The following is a 15,568-nucleotide window of genomic DNA, read 5'->3' on the forward strand; positions in this document are numbered from 1 at the left end:
GGCCCAGCACAGGAATATGGTGCCTACACGGACTCCAGAAAAGGCAGCCAGTGGGCCAACACCGGGCCCGGCGGCACCAGCGTGGAACCGTGGCTGCGTCCGGGGAGTTCCACAAAACGGGCATGGGGCATGAGCTCCGCGGCACGTTGGGAATCCGCCACCCTGCCGCTGTCCCTGGAGCCCGCCATGAGCAGGGCTGGGACGGTGATGGCTGCCATATCGGAGTCGGGAATTGCGGGATCGGCCTCCGTCTGCGCAAAATAAGCCCGCAGCGAGGCGCCGTTGTTCGCCAGGAACGCGGCACGGGTCTGGGGATCCAGGGTCCCGCCCATGCGGGCCTCCCACCCCTCAACAAAGGAGGGCATGCCGCCTTCCCTGAGAGCGGCGTCATACTCGGGAAAGAAAAGTTCCCCGATGGTTCCAGGTTGGATCCGGTAGGTGCCACCCAGCGACGCCAGTGAGAGCAACCTGCCGGGCTCGGCCACCGCCAGGGAAAAGCCAAGCCGGGCCCCCACCGAGTAGCCACCAAAGTGTGCCTGCTGCACACCAGCAGCATCCAGGACAGCCAGCGCATCGGCTACGAGCGTGGCCATGGCGTAGTCGGAGGGCCGCGTGGGCTTGCCACTGCGGCCGTGCCCGCGCAGGTCCATGGTGATGACGCGGTACTGCTCGCGGAACGCCTTGGTGTAGCCGAAACCGCGCCAGATCGCCCTGCTCAGGGCGCTGCCGTGGACCAGCAGCAGCGCCGGCCCCTCCCCCACGGAGTCCCAGGAAATCTCGGTTCCATCCTGCGGGTTGCATGCCAATGGCACGGTTCAGGCCTTTTTGAACAAGGCGATGGCGTCCCGCATTGACTGGCGGGCACGCTTACGGTCACCGGCGGCATCGTACGCGCAGGAGAGCCGGAACCAGGAACGCCAGTCCGCCGGTGCTCCTTCGGCTTCGAGCTTGTACTTTTCAAACTCGGCGTCGGCAGCTTCGCGAACGATCCGGCCAGCTGGGGTGCGTGGCAGATTGTCTTCGGGCAGGCCGCCTTCGGCTTCGAGGATGCTGGCCATCTTCTCGGTCCGCGCACCGAAGAGAATCTCGTTGACCAGAGCCCAGGCAGCCACAAAGGGGATGACCAGGTAGGCCACGCCCAGCAGCTTCGCAATCCAATCAGGATCACCCATCAGCAGCACGGCCCGCTGCAACATGATGACCATGTAGAACACCAGTAGCAGCGCAATGAGCGCCACCCAAATTTTAGTCTTCGTGATTTTCACTTTTGCAGCCTTTGCGGTGGAATTTGCGGCCTGTGCCACGGTCCTAGCCTTCTAGGTCAAGGTAGCCGTCAAGGCCCACCGTGAGTCCGGGGCGGGCGCCCACAGTACGCACACCCAGTAGCACCCCGGGCATGAAGGATTCGTGGTTGTAGGAGTCGTGGCGGATGGTCAGGCCCTCGCCGTGGCTACCGAACAGCACTTCCTGGTGGGCCACGAGCCCGGCCAGGCGGACGCTGTGCACGGGGACGCCGTCCACGCAGGCTCCGCGTGCGCCGTCGAGCTCGGTTTCAGTGGCGTCGGGGGCGGGCGCCACACCGGCCTCACGGCGGGCCGCGGCAACGAGTTGTGCTGTGCGCAGGGCCGTACCGGAGGGGGCATCAACTTTGCGCGGGTGGTGCAACTCAATGATTTCCACTGAGTCGAAGTACTTGGCGGCCTTCGCGGCGAAGTGGGTGGCCAGGACGGAGCCCAGCGCAAAGTTGGGGGCAATCAGAACACCGGTTTCGGGGTGCTGTGCCAGCAGTGACTCCAGTGCAGCCACGCGCTCGGTGTCCCAGCCGGTGGTGCCCACCACGGCGTGGATGCCATGTTCGACGGCGAAACGCACGTTGGCCACGGTGGAATCAGGGACCGTCAAATCCACCACCACCTGGGCGCCGTGTTCCAGGAGCCCCTCCAGCGAATCGTTGCGGCCCAGCGCGGCAACCAACTCCATGTCCGCGGCGGCGTCAATGGCGCCAACAGCAGCCGTTCCCATTCGTCCTTTGGCGCCGAGTACGGCCACCTTCAGCATTTCACTCATGGGTTTAAGCCTACTGGTTTTCCGCGAAGCCCTGTTCCAGGTCCGGCACCGCCCCTGCACCCACCCATTCGGCAGTGCCGTCGGTGAAGAATTGTTCCTTCCAGATAGGTACCTCGGCCTTGATTCTCTCCACGAGCACCGAGCAGAGTTCAAAGGATTCGCGCCGGTGTGAGGAGGCCACGGCGCACACCAGCGCTGGCTCTCCGATTTCCAGCGGGCCTACGCGGTGCGCCACCCACATCCGCACGGGGTGTCCGCTGGGGTCCTGTGTCCCCTCGTAAAAGGATTCCACAATTTTCTCCAGTACGCCCTGGGCGAGTGGATGCGCGCTGTAGCTTAGCCGCGCAACCTGACGGCCGCCGTCGTGGTTGCGGACCACGCCGCTAAAGGTCACTACGGCCCCGGCGGTGTCAGATTCAACGGCGGCGATGGCGGCATCTACGGAAATCGGTTCGGCGCTGAGGCCTGCGTAAATGGTTTGGATATTAATGCCCATGGCGTCCGCCTACTTGCTCACAAAGATGGATGATGATGGGATCCAGCACGGCCAGCCCGTCCATGACACCGGACGGGGAACCTGGCAGGTTCACAATCACGGTGTTCCCGGCGGTTCCGGCGTGGCCGCGGCTCAGCGCTGCCATGGGGGTTTTAGCCAGCCCGGCGGCACGGATGGCCTCCATGAGCCCGGGAATCTGGCGCTCCAGCAGGGGCAACGTCATCTCCGGAGTTTCGTCGGTGGGGCTCAGACCCGTTCCCCCGCTGGTGATAATGAGAGCAGGATGCTGGTTCAGCACGGCCCGCAACGCCGCCCCCACGGGCGCACCGTCCGGGACGATGACGGGCGGCTGGGTGTCAAAGCCATGCTCGCGCAGCCAATCAGTGATGATGGGGCCGGTTTTATCCTCATAGACGCCCAGTGCCGCCCGGGTGGAGGCAATGACGACGGCGGCGCTCCCCAAGGAGGTGCCGGGCTCGCAGGCGCTCATGCCGTGGCTCCTTCTGAGGGCACAGTGGGAGCGGCCGGGAGCTCGACGCTCCAGTCTCCGCTTTTGCCGCCACTCTTGGCCAGGACCTGGATACCGGAGATAACAGCATGCTTGTCCACGGCCTTGATCATGTCATAAACACTCAAGGCAGCCACTGAAACGGCGGTCAGGGCTTCCATCTCAACCCCTGTCACGCCGCGTGTTTTCACGGTGGCAAAGATGGTGACGGTGGTGGCCCCGAGGTCAAAGTCCACCGTGACCTTGGAGATGGGCAGCGGGTGGCACAGCGGCACCAGCTCCGGTGTCTTTTTGGCGCCCATGATCCCAGCCACCCGTGCCACGGCCAAGGCGTCGCCCTTGGGCAGTCCACCGGAGCCGAGCAGTTTCATGACCTCTGCGGTGGTGGTGACGGTTCCGGTGGCGGTGGCCTCGCGGGTGGTCACGGCCTTGGCGGAGACATCCACCATGGCTGCCGTGCCATCCTGGCGCAAATGGGTGAGAGAAGGAGAATCTGAATTAGTCACAAGAGCCATACTTCCACTTTTGCGCCGGCCTGTAATTCAGTGGCTCCGGCTGGGAGCTGGATCAGGGCATTGGCTTGCGCCAGGGCCCCCAGCAGGTGGGAGGACTCTGCCCCTACTTCACGCACTGACGGGGCAGATTCAAACTCAGGACCAGAGTAAATTCCGCGCCGGACCTGGTGCTTGCCTAAGGGTGAGGTCATAGCGTGTTCCAGGACGGCCACCACCCGTTGACGTGGCACGGGCGCTCCCAACAGAGCAGTCAAGGCCGGGCGCAGGAACATCTCAAATGAGACGAAGGCGCTGACAGGGTTCCCGGGAAAGCCGAGGAAAGGGATGCCCCGGAAGGTGCCCGCCGCCTGAGGTCCCCCTGGCTGCATGGACACCGAGACGAATTCCACGGCAGCGTCCGCTGCCGTACCCAGGGCCTGTTTGACCACTTCAAAGGCACCGGCGCTGATGCCGCCCACGGAAATGATGAGATCGCATGCTGGCGGGGACCCGGCGTCGGCGTCCCCAGTTGAGTCGGCGTCCCCAGTTGAGTCGGTGGCCTCAGTTGCGCCGGTGGTGTTGGTGGCGTTGGCAGGTGGCCGGGTATGAGCGGCCAGAAGCGCCAGCAATTCGGCGGGGTCATCACGTACCGTGGTGGCTGTTAGCACCTCGATCCGGGCTTCCTCTAGGCAGGCACGCAACAGCGCCTGATTGGCGTCGTAGATCATTCCCGCCGGCAATCCTTGGGCCGCGGCAGGATCCCCCGGTGTCAGTACCTCATCCCCCGTGGTCAGTAACAAAGCGCGGAGCGGGCGCCGGACCGTCAGCTCAGTGAGGCCTAACGCCGAAGCGAGGCCCATGTGCGCCGCGTTCAGCACGGTTCCCGCCGTAATGACAACACTTCCGCGCTGTACGTCAGAGCCCTGCGCCCGGACAAATCGCCCTGCCGCGGCAGCCGGCAAGCGGACCGTGTCCCCCGCACCAAAGCGGTTGGGATCCGCCATCTCAATGGGCACCACGGCATTGGCACCCGCCGGGATGGGCGCCCCCGTCATGATCGGAGCGGCCATACCGGGGGCCAGCGGGGCCGGAACCGCGCCTGCAGCAATGACCGGAGCAATACCGTAAATGGTTGATTCGCCATTATCAACACTTATAGGTTGTTCAATCCCGGTATGGATCGCGTAGCCATCCATTTGGGAGTTGGCGAACGGCGGAAGGTCAAGGGGGGCCACAAGATCGGCCACGAGCACCCGCCCCACCGCACGGTCCAACCGGACGGGCGTTCCGGCGTCGTTCTGCACCGACGCGGGCAGCTCCGAGAAGCACTGCCGTAAAAGCTGCTCAACGCTCTGCTGATGTTCGGCCACAGTTCTGCGCATGGTTTCCTTCCCCTGTGCGCCCGGCGGCGCTCTCTTCACTTATCCTAGGTGGGCGCGGCCTTCGCGAGGTTCAACACGGCGATCCAGGCGCCTTAGGGCCCCGCGCTCGCTGTTATAAGCCGATAGGTGCGCCGGAAAGCCAATAATGGCGTAGCGTTGAACCATGGATACTCAAGCTGTGTCACTGGGCATGCCGGAAGTGCGCCCCGGCTCCGAAGAATCTGGTGCCCCCCGCCTTGGCGGTACGGAGACCGGCTTGCTGGATCAATTTGGCCGGGTGGCAACAGATATGCGGCTGTCACTGACCGACAAATGTAATTTGCGCTGCCAGTACTGCATGCCCGAGGCCGGATTGGATTGGCTAAAAAAGGACAAGCTGCTCACCGCTGAAGAGATCGTTCGGCTCGTGGGTTTGGGCGTGAACCGTCTTGGCGTGCGCGAGCTGCGACTCACCGGCGGCGAGCCGCTGGTACGCGCAGACCTCGTCGAAATCATTGCAGCGCTTCGCCGCAACCACCCAGAACTGCCCATTTCGCTGACCACCAATGGTGTGGGACTCGCCAAAAAGGCTCAGGCCCTGGCGGACGCAGGGCTGACACGCCTGAATGTTTCCATGGACACGATCCAACACGATGCCTTCCTTGAACTGACCCGGCGCCCATTCCTGGACCAGGTCAAGGCCGGCATTGAGGCAGCTGCGGCGGCCGGTTTGAAGCCCATCAAAATCAACGCTGTCCTGCTGCGCGGCATTAATGACACCACTGCGGGGGAACTGCTGCAATGGAGCCTGGACCGCGGTTACGAACTGCGTTTTATTGAGCAAATGCCCTTGGATGCCGATCACGGCTGGACCCGCGAAGGCATGATCACCGCCGAGGAAATCCGCGCTCTGCTCGCCACCGACTTCGAGCTCTCCCCCGATCCGCGCGCCCGCGACGGTGCGCCCGCTGAGCGCTTCGAGGTCCGCCACGCCGGCACTTCCCAGTTACTAGGTACGGTGGGCATCATTGCCTCCGTCACCGAACCGTTCTGCGCTGACTGCCGCCGCACCCGCATCACCGCTGAGGGCAAGGTCATGAGCTGCCTGTTCTCCCGCACCGAGGTGGACCTACTTGAGCTCTTGCGCGCCGGGGATTCCGAGGACGACGACGACGCCGTCGCCGCCCGCTGGCAGGACGCCATGTGGGCCAAACCGAAAGCTCACGGCATGGGACATCCCGGACTAGGGGATGCCGACTTTGTCCAACCGGACCGCAGCATGAGTGCCATTGGAGGATGAGCCATGCACATTCGATTCTTTGCCGCAGCCGCAGCAGCCACGGGTGTTGAAGAGCAGCGGTTAGACCTCGCCTTCGGTGCCGGCGCCGCACCTTTCACACTCGCTGACCTCTCCGTTTTCCTCGTGGACAGCTTCCCTGTCTCTGCTTCAGGCCACACTCCCCCACTGGCGGAGGTCCTGACCCGGTGCAGCTTCCTGGTCAACGAGGTTTCCACCCGGGACCTATCCCGCCAGCTCTCCCCGGGCGATGTGGTGGACGTACTCCCGCCGTTTGCTGGAGGATAAACTCGCCGTCTGATAGCTTGGCGCCATGCATTCATTACGCGCTTCAGTGCGGACGGTGGCGGTTATTGGTGTGTTGATGGTGACAGGGACGCTCGCAGCGTGCGCCCCAGCTGGCGAGAGCTCTACCCTTGCCATGCGTCCCGCCACCACTAGCACAGAAGGTGATTCAGCGTTGCTGACAGGCGTACTGCGCCATGAGGACCGTTGCACATTCGTGGACTCGGCGGCCGGTGAAGCGGTGGTTCCTGTCTTCGCCGAGGATACAGCAGCCTGGTCAGGCGGCACCCTCACCTTCAGCGGGGCGTTGAGCGCTACGGACAAGGCTGTCGCCGGCGACACGGTGAACCTCGCAGGAGGCCAGGCCCAAGGCATTGCCCAGGACTGGAAAATACCCGATGGGTGCCGTGCCTACGGCTCCTTCTGGATCGTTTCCGGCGGCTGAACACCTCGGCCCGCGCCGTTTCAACCTCGCATCAGAAATGGAGCGGGCTGGGCCGAAGTCCTAAAGCGCTAGGCCGAAGGTTTCGTTTTCCTCGAAGGGTCCTACCACGGTGATGGTGCGCGGGGCGGCAGCCAGTTCACGTGCCAGATCCTGCACCTCGGCGGCAGTCACCTGGCGGACGCGAGAGAGGGACTCGTCAATGTCGAAGTACTCTCCCGTGACCAGCTCGGCACGCCCCAGCCTTGACATGCGTGAGCCGCTGTCTTCTAACGCCAGCACAATGCCTCCGGAGAGCTGACCCAGGGCCTTGCGCAGCTCCTCGTCGGAAACGCCGTGTTCGGCCAGCTTCTCCAACTCGGCTTCCAACAAGCCAACAACCTGGCCAACCTTGGCTGGCGCGCAGCCTGCGTACATGCCGAAGTATCCGGCGTCGGCATAGGAGGAGGCAAAGGAATAGGTGGAGTAGACCAGTCCGCGCTTTTCCCGAATCTCCTGGAACAGGCGTGATGACATGCCGCCGCCCAGAATTGAATTCAGCACGCTCATGACGAAGCGGCGCGGGTCCGTTGCCCGCAGTGACGGGCAGCCCAAGATGATGTTGGCTTGTTCTACCTGGCGGTTGACCACCAGCAAACCTGCGGTACCGGTGATGGAGGCGGGATCGCTGGCTCGCCGCGGCACGGGGACAACTCCCTCGTCCAAGGACCAGCCGGCCGTGCGCAAGGCGTCCAGCACGAGTGTGCAAACCACATCATGATCGAGGCCACCTGCGGCGGTGATGACAAGTGTTTCGGGCCGGTAGTGCTTCTGGTAATGCTCCCAGACGGACTCGCGAGGAACTGCCTTGATGGCTTCCGGGGTTCCGCCGATGGGGCGGCCCAGGGCATGCTCGCCCATGACCGCCGCAACAAATTTTTCATGGGCAACATCAGTGGGATCATCGCCATCCATAGCGATTTCTTCCAAAATGACGTCGCGTTCCTGCTCCAGCTCATCCGGATCAATCACGGCTGAGGTGACCATGTCAGCAATGACATCAATAGCCATGGGCAGGTCGGTGTCCAGCACACGTGCGTAGTAGCAGGTGCTTTCCTTGGCCGTCGCGGCGTTGGATTCACCACCCACCTCGTCAAAGGCGGAGGCAATCTCAAGGGCCGTACGGCGTTTGGTGCCCTTGAACAGTAGGTGTTCAAGGAAATGGGTGGAGCCGTGTTGGCCCTCGGATTCATCCCGAGAGCCAACACCAACCCAGAACCCGATTGTCGCACTGCGCTGTCCTGGCATGGACTCCGTCAGGACCCGCACCCCTCCGGGCAGGACCGAGCGGCGCACCACGGCGCCTCCGGCCTGTCCGGAAATTATGGTGGAGTCATTGCCGGCGTGGCCGTCAGCAGCGCTAAGAAGCGGCAAAAGGGTAATAGCCATGAATTATTCAGCAGCACCTTCGGTAGCTGCTTCTTCAACGGCGTCCTCTTCGCCGGCAACAACCGGTGAGAGTGAGAGCTTGCCGCGGTCATCGATCTTGGTGATTTCCACCTGAATCTTCTGGCCTACGGACACTACGTCATCTACGTTGTCCACGCGCTTGCCATCGGCCAGCTTGCGCAGTTCGGAGATGTGCAACAGACCATCCTTGCCCGGTGTGAGCGATATGAACGCACCGAACGTGGTGGTCTTGACAACTGTGCCCAGGTAGCGCTCGCCAATCTCAGGAATCTGAGGGTTGGCAATGGCGTTGATCGCTGAACGAGCGGCGTCCGCTGAGGGACCGTTCGTTGCACCGATGTATACCGTGCCGTCATCTTCAATGGAGATGTCAGCGCCGGTATCTTCCTGGATCTGGTTGATCATCTTGCCCTTGGGCCCAATGACCTCGCCGATCTTATCAACGGGGATCTTGACCGCGATGACGCGGGGCGCGAACTCGGAGAGCTCGTCCGGGACGTCAATGGCGCTGGTCAGAACGGACAGGATGTGCAGGCGTGCTTCGCGGGCCTGCTTCAGTGCGGCAGCCAAAACGGAGGCCGGGATGCCGTCGAGCTTGGTGTCCAGCTGGATAGCCGTGACGAACTCTGCGGTACCGGCAACCTTGAAGTCCATGTCGCCGAAAGCATCTTCGGCGCCCAGGATATCGGTCAGGGCTGCGTAGCGGGTCTGGCCGTCAACCTGGTCAGAGACCAAGCCCATGGCGATACCTGCAACAGGTGCCTTCAACGGCACACCGGCGTTGAGCAGCGAGAGAGTCGATGCACAAACCGAGCCCATGGACGTTGAGCCGTTGGAGCTCAGCGCCTCGGAGACCTGGCGGATGGCGTAAGGGAACTCTTCGCGGGAAGGAAGAACCGGCATGAGAGCGCGCTCAGCCAGGGCACCGTGACCGATTTCGCGGCGCTTGGGCGAGCCCACGCGGCCGGTTTCACCGGTGGAGTACGGCGGGAAGTTGTAGTTGTGCATGTAGCGCTTGCGCGTTACCGGGGACAACGAATCAATCTGCTGTTCCATCTTGAGCATGTTAAGCGTGGTGACACCCAGGATCTGGGTCTCGCCGCGTTCGAAGATGGCGGAACCGTGCACGCGGGGCAGAACTTCAACTTCAGCAGTGAGCTGGCGGATGTCCGTCAGGCCACGGCCGTCAATGCGGATCTGCTCGGTGAGGATGCGCTGGCGGATGACGTGCTTGGTGACCGCACGGAAAGCAGCTGAGAGTTCCTTCTCGCGGCCTTCGAAATCGCCAGCCAGGGCGGCCAGGGTGGCGTCCTTCAAAGCGTCGGAGGCGTTGTCGCGTTCCTGCTTGTCGGCAATGGAGAACACGGCGGCAAGCTTGGTGCCGGCAGCAGCCTCAACGGCGTTGTAGACGTCATCCTGGAAGTCCAGGAATACGGGGAATTCAACGGTGGGCTTGGCTGCGCGTGCGGCCAAATCTGCCTGTGCATCACACAATGCCTTGATGAACGGCTTGGCAGCTTCCAGACCCTGGGAAACAACCTCTTCGGTAGGAGCCTGGTGGCCCTGTTCCTTGATGAGCTTCCAGGAGTTGTCGGTAGCTTCTGCTTCCACCATCATGATGGCAACGTCATCACCGCTGACCTTGCCAGCCACAACCATGTTGAACACGGCGTTTTCCAGCTCGGAGTGCTTCGGGAAGGCAACCCACTGGGGGCCTTCACCGTCGTCGATCAAGGCAACGCGAACGCCACCGATGGGGCCGGAGAACGGCAGGCCGGAAAGCTGCGTTGACATGGAGGAGGCGTTGATAGCCACCACGTCGTAGAGCACGTCCGGGTTGATTGCCAGAACAGTCACAACAATCTGAACTTCGTTGCGCAGGCCCTTGACGAAGGCCGGGCGCAGCGGGCGGTCCATCAGACGGCAGGCCAGGATGGCTTCCGTTGAGGGGCGGCCTTCACGGCGGAAGAAGCTGCCCGGGATGCGCCCGGCAGCGTACATGCGCTCTTCCACATCAACTGTCAGCGGGAAGAAGTCAAAGCCTTCACGCGGGTGCTTGCCGGCCGTGGTGGCTGACAGCAGTACGGTGTCTTCGTCAATGTAGACCATGGCAGCACCTGCTGCCTGCTGGGCAAGGCGTCCGGTTTCAAAGCGGATAACGCGCTTGCCGTAGCGGCCGTTGTCAATAACGGCTTCTGAATACTGAATCTCGGGACCCTCCATGTGAGAGTCACCTCCATTTCCTGGGTAGATGAACCTAATGAACCCCTGCCAAGGAACTGTGCCGCGTTCTTCCCAGGACACCACCGGATACTGCTGTGGCTCTCTGTACAACACCCGGTCTTCGATCGAGGCCCACGGGCATGAAACGCTGAAGGTTTCTTCCCGGAGGCCACTACCGAGGACCGCGAATGCGTGAATGCGTCTCTTAAGTGCCTTGAAAATATAGGGGCTTCTAATGCTGCGGGCCGGTGCGCTAACGGCTGGCCCGTTTTTCACTGTGTGAGCGTTGCCCACGTTGTGAGCTGATCAAACACTGTGAAAGGCGGCCTTCCCGCGCCGTTGACGCAAGCGTCTTGGCATGGGAGGGCCGCCTTGTATCGCAGACTAGCGGCGCAGGCCGAGGCGCTCGATGAGCGTACGGTAGCGGGTGATGTCGGTGTCCTTGAGGTAACCGAGCAAGCGACGACGGCGACCAACCAGGAGCATCAGACCGCGGCGGGTGTGGTGATCGTGCTTGTGCATCTTCAGGTGCTCGGTCAGGTCGGTGATACGACGTGAGAGCATTGCAACCTGAACCTCAGGTGAACCAGTGTCGCCTTCGCTAGTTGCGAAAGCCTGCATGATTTCTTGCTTTACAGCGGCGTCTAATGCCACAAGTAACTCCTATAAATGTGCCGTGAACAAATACCTGCGTCCAACACAAATGCTGGGCCAAACACAGGAAATTCCAGCCACCACGGACTGCAGCCGGATTCCATCTTTCAGTTTAGTGCAGAAGAGGCACCAATGTCGAAGCAAGGTGATCAAACACTCAGGCGAGGATGTCCCGTGCCTGGCTCACGTCTTGATGCATCTGCTCAATGAGAGCCTCCGGACCGGTGTACGCCACCATCCCGCGCAGCCGCTGCACAAACTCAACCACCACATGCTGACCATAGAGATTGAAAGCCTCCACGGGCTCTTCAGGCCTGTCTATAACGTAGGCCTCAACCTGGCGGCTAACACCTATAAAGGTGGGGTTGGAGCCCACGGAGATGGCTGCCGGCCAGCGGTGCCCGGCGCCGTCGGTCATCCAGCCGGCATAAACACCGTCGGAGGGGATGATCCCGCACGCATCGGGTGAAAGGTTTGCGGTGGGGAATCCCAGTTCACGCCCGCGCGCGGCGCCATGAACCACTTCCCCGCTCATAGTGTGGGCGCGGCCAAGAACGCTCAAGGCTGTGCTGACATCGCCTTGCTGAAGTGCCTCCCGGACCCAAGTGGAGGACCAGCGCCGGTCATGGCCTTCCTCATTGACCACCACGACGTCGAACCCCAGGTCTGCGCCTAAACTCACCATGGTACTGAGGTCACCGGCGTTGCCCCGCCCAAAACGGACATCCTGGCCCACCACCACGGCGACAGCCCCGAGGGTTTCCACGAACACGCTGCGCACAAACTCTTCGGGGCTTTGGGCGGCAAATTCGAGGTTGTAGGGCATCACCAGTACCCCGTCCAGGCCCAGAGCTTCCATGGCTCTGAGCTTGTCAGCCAGGCCCATGATCTGCTCTGGAGCCGATTCAGGGCGGTGGACCAGTGCCGGATGCGGGTCAAAGGTCAATGCCACCGCTGCGCCGTGACGGGAGGCAGCCTCGGCACGCACCTGGGCAAGGACTTCCTGGTGACCCTTGTGGAGCCCGTCAAAGTTGCCCAACGTGACCACGGTAGGGCCAAACGCCGGGGGAACTTCTGCCAGAGAATTCCAAATCTGCACTACATTTCCTCATCCACTTAGTTGCTCGCCCTGGTGGCTCATTCTCGGGCAATGTTCTTGGGCGTTTGCACAGCCCTGTCCAAGATTACCTGTTGATTGCGTCCGGGCCGGTCCATGGCTCTTGCGGTGAACGCTCATCAGCTGCGGCCAGTGAGAGCACCCACCTATCCTTGGGGGTTCCGCGATCGCAGTAGTCCCCACGGATTTGCCCGTCAAAGTGGAAGCCGAGCTTCCAGGCAAGCTTCCGGCTGGCCCAGTTAGGGGCCAGCACATGCCAATGCAGATAAGCGAGGTTGAGTTGATCAAAGGCGTAGTCCAACAAGAGCGCAACGGCAGCCTGTGCGGCGCCAGTGCCGCGGGCATGCGGGCCAAAGTTAATGCCGACGGAGGCAACCCCCGGGACCTTGCATTGTAAATCCACCACGCCTAACAGCGCATCGCTCACAGGGTCCACGGCGGCAAAGGTGAGAGTTTCCCCGCTCTGCCACCCCTCCGGGACCAGCGTATTGATGAAATGCTCGGCGTCCGCCATGGAATACTCCAGAGGCACGGTAGTCCAGCGGACAGCCTCGGCATCCCGGCAGTTTTCCACCAGTTGCGGCGCATCAGCCATGGTCAAGGGCCGCAACAATATGGTTCCGGCGCCAAGAATCGGCGCTGCAGCAACCCTGCCCAGCAGTTCAGGCAGCTCGGGCAACTCGGGCTCAAGCGTGGCGGGTTCCTCAGGAGCAGGCGCAGCATCGTTTTGGAATTGTTCGCGGCCTTGGTAGAACAGCTCGCCATCGGCCACCCTCCCGGCGAGACGCCCGTACCCGGGAATGCGGGCGGCGTGAACAAAGCCGGTGCGCCGGGCTAGTTCACTACTGGCCTCGTTCCCAGAGGTGGTGCGCCAGTGCAGAATTTCCAGACCCAAATTTCCAAAGGCAAAGCCACACAGTAGCGTGATGGCCCGGGGTGCACAGCCGGTACCACGTCCACTGGGGAGCATTTTGATGCCCACACTGGCTGATCCGCCTCCGGCGGTTGAGAAAACTTCTTGCAGGCTGAGGGTACCCACGAGAGTGTCAACGCCGTCGAGTTTCTCCGTGATAGCAAAGCGCAGATAGTGCCCTGTTTCCCACCCGGAATCAATGGATCCGGTGATCATCAAGGCAGCTTGGCGCACACTCATATCAGCCTGCGAACCCGTCCATGTGACGTTCAGGGGGTCCCGGTTGAGCGCTGCGAAGGCCACGGCATCATCCACTCTCAGACGACGCAGCGTGGTCCTCCCATCACCCAGGACAGGATTGACTGGCAGGACAGGATGGGTGGGCGCCGGTTCGCTCACTTCTCGTCGCGGTGGCGGTACAGCCAGATCAGTCCAATGATCGGCAGCAGGAGCGGAATGTACCCATAACCCTTACCGAACATGCTCCACACGGTAGCGTGCGGGAACGCGGCCGGATCAAACACGCTCAGCGCACCCACCACCAGTACGCCCACAAGTTCCACGCAGATGGCCGCACTGGCCACCTTGGCCCAACCAGCACCGGGCTTGGCCAAGGCCACCGTGGCCACAATGTACACCACGGCGGCAAAGGCGGAGAGTAGGTAGGCCACGGGCGCATCAGCAAACGCGGTGGCAATCTGGAACCCGGCACGGGCCGTGGCGGAGATGGCGAACACTGCGTAAACAGTGATGAGTAGCCGCCCAGCCCCCGAGGTGCGTCCGTGCGGGGTGCTGTCGGTGGAGGAGTCGCCGGTATTCGCTGTGTTGCTGGTTTTCATAATCCAATTCCTGGTTGCAATGCTGAGACGGGCGTTGCCATGCCGTACCAAATTTGTGCCATGCGGGCCAGCATGACAACCACTGTGATGCCCACGGCGCTCATAACGTAGTTGGACCAATGGGTGCGTTCCATCATGGCCCAATAGAAACCGGCCACCGGAAGCATGGCCGCGGTAAACATATAGCCCCAGAATTCCCACGCCTCACCGGCCAGTGATTCGGCGCCGAGGAGGCGCACACCTGAGGCAATGGCATAGACCACAATGAAAAGTTCCACGGCGGCTAAAGACAGCAGAGTGACATCGTTGGGCTTTTTCTTCATAATCGCCGCAACAAGGCAGACAACAGTTGAAGCTATTCCCACCACCATGCCGGCAATGATCCAGCCATCAAGGGTCATTTGCCCGGCTCCGGGTCCGTCGCTGCCGCTGGGGCAGGTGCTGGCGGGTCTGGTGGGAAGACCAGAACAGGCTTGGCGTATTTACCGGCGTCGGATAATAAAGCCACCAAGGTTCCGTCAGGGGCGAAGGCGGCTGCCGGTGCGGCCACGGTGTGGTTTCCGTGGGAGCTGGCGAGGATGCGCCGGCCAAAGGATAATTCAATGGCTTCTTCAGCAGTGAGTTCACGGACGGCCATGAGGGCCCGGGCGGCGTCGGCAATGTCCAGGATCTGCAGATCCTCTGCCAACTCTTCTAGCGTACGTGCCTGCTCCAAGCTGTACGGCCCCACGGCGCTGCGTCGAAGCGCTGTTAAGTGGCCGCCCACTCCCAGCCCATTGCCCAGATCCCGGGCCAGCGCCCTGATGTAGGTTCCTGAGGAACAGCTAACGGTAACATCCACGTCAACCCAGCTGACGCTGCGCGGCTCGTGCGTAATGTCCAGGCCGGGCGCATCTGTGGTGCCGCGGCGGATGTCCAGGATTCTAAATTCGTGGATGGTGACAGGGCGGGCAGCCAGCTTGACGTCTTCGCCAGCGCGTACCCGGGCGTAGGCACGCTCTCCATTGACCTTGATGGCACTGACGCTACTGGGAACCTGTTCAATGGGCCCTCGCAACGCCGCAATGCCCGCCTCGATTGCTTGCTCTGTGACGTCTTGGGCGGAGGTGGTGTGAGTAACCTCACCTTCGGCATCGTCGGTCACGGTGGCAACGCCCAGGCGGATGGTGGCCTCATAGGTTTTGGAGGTCCCAACAATGTACGTCAGCAAGCGGGTGGCCTTATTGACGCCAACCACCAAAACTCCCGTAGCCATAGGGTCTAAGGTGCCCGCATGCCCGACTTTCCGGGTCCCTGCGAGCCTTCGCATCCGGCCAACCACATCGTGGCTGGTCCATCCCTGCGGTTTGTCTACAATTACCAGTCCAGAAAGCACGCTTTGAAGTATATCGGTTCTACTCCCCCATGGTGAGTTGTCCCCATC

At 62.1% G+C, this 15,568-nt stretch carries 18 protein-coding genes; 3 read left to right on the forward strand and 15 right to left on the reverse strand.

The features are described 5' to 3' along the window. Nucleotides 1-23 precede the first annotated feature (23 nt). The 7 genes from CVS29_RS00320 to CVS29_RS00350 form a co-directional block, all read right to left on the reverse strand. On the reverse strand, nt 24-812 hold the full coding sequence (locus CVS29_RS00320) for an alpha/beta fold hydrolase (RefSeq protein ID WP_110104354.1): 789 nt from the start codon (nt 810-812) through the stop codon (nt 24-26). A 3-nt stretch (nt 813-815) separates the two neighbouring features. Next, on the reverse strand, nt 816-1,205 hold the full coding sequence (locus tag CVS29_RS00325; protein ID WP_218868133.1) for a hypothetical protein: 390 nt from the start codon (nt 1,203-1,205) through the stop codon (nt 816-818). 103 nt (nt 1,206-1,308) lie between these two features. After that, complete coding sequence (gene dapB, locus CVS29_RS00330) at nt 1,309-2,067, reverse strand: 4-hydroxy-tetrahydrodipicolinate reductase (protein ID WP_110104356.1); 759 nt, start codon at nt 2,065-2,067, stop codon at nt 1,309-1,311. Nucleotides 2,068-2,077: 10 nt separating this feature from the next. Then, nucleotides 2,078-2,563, reverse strand: a complete 486-nt coding sequence (locus CVS29_RS00335; protein ID WP_110104357.1) for a molybdenum cofactor biosynthesis protein MoaE — start codon at nt 2,561-2,563, stop codon at nt 2,078-2,080. After that, nucleotides 2,553-3,053: a MogA/MoaB family molybdenum cofactor biosynthesis protein gene (locus CVS29_RS00340; protein ID WP_110104358.1), complete on the reverse strand. Its 501-nt coding sequence runs from the start codon at nt 3,051-3,053 to the stop codon at nt 2,553-2,555. The genes CVS29_RS00335 and CVS29_RS00340 overlap by 11 nt, the downstream gene beginning before the upstream one ends. Next, nucleotides 3,050-3,586 carry a cyclic pyranopterin monophosphate synthase MoaC gene (gene moaC / locus CVS29_RS00345; RefSeq protein WP_110104359.1) on the reverse strand — a complete coding sequence of 179 codons (537 nt, stop codon included), beginning with the start codon at nt 3,584-3,586 and terminating at the stop codon, nt 3,050-3,052. The genes CVS29_RS00340 and moaC overlap by 4 nt, the downstream gene beginning before the upstream one ends. Then, nucleotides 3,574-4,947: a molybdopterin molybdotransferase MoeA gene (locus CVS29_RS00350; RefSeq protein ID WP_110104360.1), complete on the reverse strand. Its 1,374-nt coding sequence runs from the start codon at nt 4,945-4,947 to the stop codon at nt 3,574-3,576. The genes moaC and CVS29_RS00350 overlap by 13 nt, the downstream gene beginning before the upstream one ends. Nucleotides 4,948-5,137: 190 nt before the next feature. Here CVS29_RS00350 and moaA point away from each other — a divergent pair, with 190 nt between their 5' ends. The 3 genes from moaA to CVS29_RS00365 are packed head-to-tail and all read left to right on the forward strand — an operon-like array spanning nt 5,138 to nt 6,953. After that, nucleotides 5,138-6,226: a GTP 3',8-cyclase MoaA gene (gene moaA, locus CVS29_RS00355; protein ID WP_110104889.1), complete on the forward strand. Its 1,089-nt coding sequence runs from the start codon at nt 5,138-5,140 to the stop codon at nt 6,224-6,226. 3 nt (nt 6,227-6,229) lie between these two features. Continuing rightward, nucleotides 6,230-6,511: a MoaD/ThiS family protein gene (locus CVS29_RS00360; RefSeq protein ID WP_110104361.1), complete on the forward strand. Its 282-nt coding sequence runs from the start codon at nt 6,230-6,232 to the stop codon at nt 6,509-6,511. A 25-nt stretch (nt 6,512-6,536) separates the two neighbouring features. Next, nucleotides 6,537-6,953 carry a hypothetical protein gene (locus tag CVS29_RS00365; protein WP_110104362.1) on the forward strand — a complete coding sequence of 139 codons (417 nt, stop codon included), beginning with the start codon at nt 6,537-6,539 and terminating at the stop codon, nt 6,951-6,953. A gap of 60 nt (nt 6,954-7,013) precedes the next feature. Here the strand turns inward: CVS29_RS00365 and CVS29_RS00370 are convergent, their stop codons facing one another. The 8 genes from CVS29_RS00370 to truB form a co-directional block, all read right to left on the reverse strand. Beyond that, nucleotides 7,014-8,378, reverse strand: coding sequence for a M16 family metallopeptidase (locus CVS29_RS00370; protein WP_110104363.1), 1,365 nt, complete (start codon nt 8,376-8,378; stop codon nt 7,014-7,016). Between the two features lie 3 nt (nt 8,379-8,381). Next, the gene (locus CVS29_RS00375) at nt 8,382-10,622 is read right to left on the reverse strand and encodes a polyribonucleotide nucleotidyltransferase (RefSeq protein WP_110104364.1); all 2,241 of its coding nucleotides are present in this window, start codon (nt 10,620-10,622) and stop codon (nt 8,382-8,384) included. Between the two features lie 384 nt (nt 10,623-11,006). Then, nucleotides 11,007-11,276, reverse strand: coding sequence for a 30S ribosomal protein S15 (gene rpsO, locus CVS29_RS00380; RefSeq protein WP_110104365.1), 270 nt, complete (start codon nt 11,274-11,276; stop codon nt 11,007-11,009). Between the two features lie 157 nt (nt 11,277-11,433). Then, the gene (locus CVS29_RS00385) at nt 11,434-12,375 is read right to left on the reverse strand and encodes a bifunctional riboflavin kinase/FAD synthetase (protein WP_110104366.1); all 942 of its coding nucleotides are present in this window, start codon (nt 12,373-12,375) and stop codon (nt 11,434-11,436) included. An 85-nt stretch (nt 12,376-12,460) separates the two neighbouring features. Further along, nucleotides 12,461-13,705, reverse strand: a complete 1,245-nt coding sequence (locus CVS29_RS00390; protein ID WP_110104367.1) for a GNAT family N-acetyltransferase — start codon at nt 13,703-13,705, stop codon at nt 12,461-12,463. Further along, the gene (locus CVS29_RS00395; protein WP_110104368.1) at nt 13,702-14,145 is read right to left on the reverse strand and encodes a hypothetical protein; all 444 of its coding nucleotides are present in this window, start codon (nt 14,143-14,145) and stop codon (nt 13,702-13,704) included. The genes CVS29_RS00390 and CVS29_RS00395 overlap by 4 nt, the downstream gene beginning before the upstream one ends. Continuing rightward, nucleotides 14,142-14,546, reverse strand: a complete 405-nt coding sequence (locus CVS29_RS00400; RefSeq protein WP_110104369.1) for a hypothetical protein — start codon at nt 14,544-14,546, stop codon at nt 14,142-14,144. The genes CVS29_RS00395 and CVS29_RS00400 overlap by 4 nt, the downstream gene beginning before the upstream one ends. Next, a complete protein-coding gene (gene truB, locus CVS29_RS00405) occupies nt 14,543-15,520 on the reverse strand; it encodes a tRNA pseudouridine(55) synthase TruB (RefSeq protein WP_110104370.1) in 978 nt (325 codons plus the stop codon). Before truB ends, CVS29_RS00400 begins: the two co-directional genes overlap by 4 nt. Nucleotides 15,521-15,568: the final 48 nt, after the last annotated feature.

Source organism: Arthrobacter psychrochitiniphilus, from assembly GCF_003185915.1.
GTDB classification, from domain to species: Bacteria; Actinomycetota; Actinomycetes; order Actinomycetales; family Micrococcaceae; genus Specibacter; species Specibacter psychrochitiniphilus.

Excerpts from the sequence above, each read along its gene's own strand:
- CVS29_RS00325 (WP_218868133.1), bottom strand. The coding sequence starts at position 1,205 with ATGGTCATCATGTTGCAGCGGGCCGTGCTGCTGATGGGTGATCCTGAT.
- dapB (WP_110104356.1), bottom strand. The coding sequence starts at position 2,067 with ATGAGTGAAATGCTGAAGGTGGCCGTACTCGGCGCCAAAGGACGAATG.
- CVS29_RS00335 (WP_110104357.1), bottom strand. The coding sequence starts at position 2,563 with ATGGGCATTAATATCCAAACCATTTACGCAGGCCTCAGCGCCGAACCG.
- CVS29_RS00340 (WP_110104358.1), bottom strand. The coding sequence starts at position 3,053 with ATGAGCGCCTGCGAGCCCGGCACCTCCTTGGGGAGCGCCGCCGTCGTC.
- moaC (WP_110104359.1), bottom strand. The coding sequence starts at position 3,586 with ATGGCTCTTGTGACTAATTCAGATTCTCCTTCTCTCACCCATTTGCGC.
- CVS29_RS00350 (WP_110104360.1), bottom strand. The coding sequence starts at position 4,947 with ATGCGCAGAACTGTGGCCGAACATCAGCAGAGCGTTGAGCAGCTTTTA.
- moaA (WP_110104889.1), top strand. The coding sequence starts at position 5,138 with ATGCCGGAAGTGCGCCCCGGCTCCGAAGAATCTGGTGCCCCCCGCCTT.
- CVS29_RS00360 (WP_110104361.1), top strand. The coding sequence starts at position 6,230 with ATGCACATTCGATTCTTTGCCGCAGCCGCAGCAGCCACGGGTGTTGAA.
- CVS29_RS00365 (WP_110104362.1), top strand. The coding sequence starts at position 6,537 with ATGCATTCATTACGCGCTTCAGTGCGGACGGTGGCGGTTATTGGTGTG.
- CVS29_RS00370 (WP_110104363.1), bottom strand. The coding sequence starts at position 8,378 with ATGGCTATTACCCTTTTGCCGCTTCTTAGCGCTGCTGACGGCCACGCC.
- CVS29_RS00375 (WP_110104364.1), bottom strand. The coding sequence starts at position 10,622 with ATGGAGGGTCCCGAGATTCAGTATTCAGAAGCCGTTATTGACAACGGC.
- CVS29_RS00395 (WP_110104368.1), bottom strand. The coding sequence starts at position 14,145 with ATGAAAACCAGCAACACAGCGAATACCGGCGACTCCTCCACCGACAGC.
- CVS29_RS00400 (WP_110104369.1), bottom strand. The coding sequence starts at position 14,546 with ATGACCCTTGATGGCTGGATCATTGCCGGCATGGTGGTGGGAATAGCT.